The organism is Hydrogenophaga sp., from assembly GCF_051007235.1.
In the GTDB taxonomy this organism is placed as follows: Bacteria; Pseudomonadota; Gammaproteobacteria; order Burkholderiales; family Burkholderiaceae_C; genus Hydrogenophaga.
The window spans coordinates 1-3,261 of sequence record NZ_JBPCSJ010000500.1 but is presented as its reverse complement, the minus strand read 5'-3'; the positions used below and the strand labels follow the sequence as shown (position 1 = coordinate 3,261).

At 68.0% G+C, this 3,261-nt stretch carries 6 protein-coding genes; 4 read left to right on the top strand and 2 right to left on the bottom strand.

From position 1 onward, the window contains the following. On the top strand, positions 1-301 hold a 301-nt coding region (locus tag ACR2JA_RS17650; protein ID WP_434010376.1), incomplete at its 5' end, for an ankyrin repeat domain-containing protein. Positions 302-438: 137 nt separating this feature from the next. Further along, positions 439-852 (top strand): lactoylglutathione lyase, encoded by a 414-nt coding sequence (gene gloA / locus ACR2JA_RS17645; protein ID WP_434010375.1) that lies wholly within the window; start codon positions 439-441, stop codon positions 850-852. A gap of 67 nt (positions 853-919) precedes the next feature. Here the strand turns inward: gloA and ACR2JA_RS17640 are convergent, their stop codons facing one another. After that, positions 920-1,474: an OmpA family protein gene (locus tag ACR2JA_RS17640; protein ID WP_434010374.1), complete on the bottom strand. Its 555-nt coding sequence runs from the start codon at positions 1,472-1,474 to the stop codon at positions 920-922. A gap of 134 nt (positions 1,475-1,608) precedes the next feature. Here ACR2JA_RS17640 and ACR2JA_RS17635 point away from each other — a divergent pair, with 134 nt between their 5' ends. Beyond that, positions 1,609-2,229, top strand: coding sequence for a gamma-glutamylcyclotransferase (locus ACR2JA_RS17635; protein ID WP_434010373.1), 621 nt, complete (start codon positions 1,609-1,611; stop codon positions 2,227-2,229). 23 nt (positions 2,230-2,252) lie between these two features. Continuing rightward, positions 2,253-2,888: a pyridoxamine 5'-phosphate oxidase gene (pdxH, locus tag ACR2JA_RS17630; RefSeq protein ID WP_434010372.1), complete on the top strand. Its 636-nt coding sequence runs from the start codon at positions 2,253-2,255 to the stop codon at positions 2,886-2,888. A gap of 99 nt (positions 2,889-2,987) precedes the next feature. On the opposite strand, the gene folK is transcribed toward pdxH, so the two are convergent. Then, positions 2,988-3,261 (bottom strand): 2-amino-4-hydroxy-6-hydroxymethyldihydropteridine diphosphokinase (gene folK / locus ACR2JA_RS17625; protein WP_434010371.1); only part of this gene is annotated, 274 nt, incomplete at its 5' end.

Genomic DNA, 3,261 nt, shown 5'->3' with positions numbered 1-3,261 from the left:
GCCCGCCCGCCTGCCTGCGCTGCTGGCGGCCGCGGCCGCCGGCCAGGCCGGCGAAGTGCGCCGGCTGCTGGACCAGGGCACCGACGTGAACCAGACCGACCGCCAGGGTCGCACCGCACTGATGGTCGCGGCCGACGCCAACGACGATCACCTGGTGGCCGTGCTGCTGGCCGCGGGTGCGGACCCCACGATCACCGACCGTCAGGGCTGGAACGCTGCCGAACACGCGCGCGCCGCGGGCCACGACACCCTGGCGGCCCGGCTGGCGGCCGCGCCCGCGCCGGCGAGCGGCACGCGCTGAGGACGGGTCGACCCCGACGGCACGCTCCACGCCCACGCCACCACCACCTGCCTGGTCTTTGACCTGCAACACAAGCCAGCAGGCTGGCGCCACCACATAATCCGCGGCTTTCACCTCCCCGAGAAAGACCTCTGGCCATGCGATTCCTCCACACCATGCTGCGCGTGGGCAACCTGCAGCGCTCCATCGACTTCTACACCCAGGTGCTGGGCATGCAGCTGCTGCGCACCTCGGAAAACCCCGAGTACAAGTACTCGCTGGCCTTCCTGGGCTTTGACGGTGGCAACCCGGGCCAGGCCGAGATCGAGCTGACCTACAACTGGGGCGTGGAGCAGTACGAGCTGGGCACCGCCTACGGCCACATCGCCCTGGGCGTGCCCGATGCCTACGCCGCCTGCGAGAAAATCAAGGCGGCCGGCGGCAACGTCACGCGTGCGGCCGGCCCGGTGGCGGGCGGCACCACCGTCATCGCCTTCGTCACGGACCCGGACGGCTACAAGATCGAACTCATCCAGCGGGCCGAACACGCCGCAGGCGCCGGCTTGCGCTGAACACTCTGGCGCTGAAAAACAAAAAGCCCGGCAGTGCCGGGCTTTTTTGTCTTTGCGGAAGACCTGCTTACTGCGCGATCATCACTTCCACGCGGCGCGCTTCGGCGTTGCTGCCAGCGCCGCCTGCGGTTTCTTCGGGCTTCTTCAGTTCCAGGCTGGCTTCGTCCACACCCGCGCCCTTGAGCGCGTCGCGCACCGCAAAGGCGCGCAGCTTGGCCAGCTCGGCGTTCTTCGCCGGGTCGCCGGTGGTGTCGTGGAAGCCGGAGATCACCAGCTTCTTGCCCGCCTTGGCGGCGGCCACGGCGTCGCCCAGGGCTTCGACCGCGCCGGTGGCCAGGTCGGCCTTGCCGGAAGCGAAGTAGAACTTCACCACGCCGTTGTCCACCACCACGCTGGCGTCGTCACCCACCGGCGCGGCGGCCGGTGCAGCCACCACAGCGTCGGCCGTGGGTGCGGCCGGGGCGGCTTCCACCGCCGCAGCGGGTGCAGCGACCTTCTCGCCCGCCCCGCCGCGGGCCTTGTGAATGCCAATGCCCACGGCCAGGCCAACGGCCAGCAGGATGGCGGACATCAGAACCGCAGCGACGACACGAATGTCCTGATCGTTGTCTTGTGAAGACATGGGCAATACTCCTTGAGAATCGTGGTGAATGGATCGAAGCCGATCTGCACCTCGCGGCCGCCAAAAGGCCGCGAAAGAATGCAAAAGACTGACAAATACAGCCTCTGATTGTAATGGCCGACCCTTGCCCCCCAGTGCCCCGCACGCCCCGCCCCGCCACCTGGGTGCCGGCCGAACGCGACGGCGCGCAGATGATGGAACAGACCCTGCAACAGTGGCGCAGCCTGGGTCCGCGTGCGGACCTCTGGGTGTTCGGCTACGCCTCGCTGGTCTGGCGACCGGAGTTTGAAGCCGCCGAGCAGCGCATCGCCACCGTGCACGGCTACCACCGCTGCCTGCACATGTACAGCCGCGTCAACCGCGGCACACCCGAACGGCCCGGACTGGTCTTTGCCCTGATGCGCGGCGGCAGTTGCACCGGCATGGCCCTGCGCCTGCCGCACGACCAGGTGGAAGCCGCCATGCCCGCCCTGTGGGCACGCGAAATGCCCAACCCGGTGTACGACCCCAAATGGCTGCGCGCCGACACCGCGCAGGGCCCCGTGCCCGCCCTGGCGTTCACCCTGCACCCCAACAGCCCCAACCACACCGGCCACCTGAGCGAGGCGCAGTACCGCGACATCTTTGCCCATGCACGCGGCCGCTACGGCAGCACGCTGGACTACGCGCGCCAGACGCTGGACGGCCTGCGCCGCCACGGCATCGAAGACCGTTCGCTGGCCCGGTTGTTGAAGCTGGCGGATGATCTTGAATGATTGAACAAGAGAACACCCACACCATGAACATCGCCGACCTGCGCAAGAGCTACGAAAAAGCCGAACTCAGCGAAACCGCCTCGCACGCCGACCCGCTGCAACAGTTTGACCAGTGGCTGAACGAAGCCATCAAGGGCGAAGTGCCCGAACCCAACGCCATGACGCTGGCCACGGTCGGCTCGGACCTGCGCCCCAGCACCCGCGTCGTGCTCATCAAGGGTTACGACGCCCGCGGCATCGTCTGGTACACGAACTACAACAGCCAGAAAGGCCGCGAACTCGCCGGCAACCCGTACGCGGCGCTGCAGTTCCACTGGGTCGAGATGGAACGCGTGGTGCGCATCGAAGGCATCGTCGAAAAAGTCAGCGACGAAGAAAGCGACGAATACTTCAAGAGCCGCCCGCTGGACAGCCGCATCGGCGCCTGGGCCAGCCCGCAAAGCGAAGTCATCGACAGCCGCACCGTGCTGGTGACCAACGCCGCCAAATACGGCGCCCAGTTTCTGCTGCACCCGCCGCGCCCGCCGCACTGGGGCGGCTACCGCCTCAAACCCGACACCTGGCAGTTCTGGCAAGGCCGCAAAAGCCGCCTGCACGACCGGCTCCGCTACACCCTGCAAGATGATGGCGGGTGGTTGCGGGAGCGGCTGGCGCCTTGAAGGACTCCCTGCGGCGTCACCCCACAAAGGCAATGCCGGCGGTGGTGCGGAGCCCATTCCGCGGCATCCGGTACCAAGGCCTGCGCGCCGGGATGGACCCTACAGTCGCTGGATCGCTTGGTCGGCCACCGATCCCAGCATCGCCTCGGTCACCCGGTCTGGCGCCACCTCGCTCAGCGGTATCAATACAAACGCTCGTTCCCACATGCGCGGGTGCGGCACGGTCAACTCGGGTGATTCGATGCGCCCCTCGCCGTACAGCAGCAGGTCCAGGTCCAGCGTGCGGGGGGCGTTGCGGTAGGGGCGTTCGCGGCCGTGGGCCAGTTCGATGGCTTGCAGGGCGGCCAGCAGGGCAGGCGCGGTGAGTGTGGTG

What these genes read in the sequence shown, in the direction of transcription:
- gloA (WP_434010375.1), top strand. Translation starts at nt 439, where the DNA reads ATGCGATTCCTCCACACCATGCTGCGCGTGGGCAACCTGCAGCGCTCC.
- ACR2JA_RS17640 (WP_434010374.1), bottom strand. Translation starts at nt 1,474, where the DNA reads ATGTCTTCACAAGACAACGATCAGGACATTCGTGTCGTCGCTGCGGTT.
- pdxH (WP_434010372.1), top strand. Translation starts at nt 2,253, where the DNA reads ATGAACATCGCCGACCTGCGCAAGAGCTACGAAAAAGCCGAACTCAGC.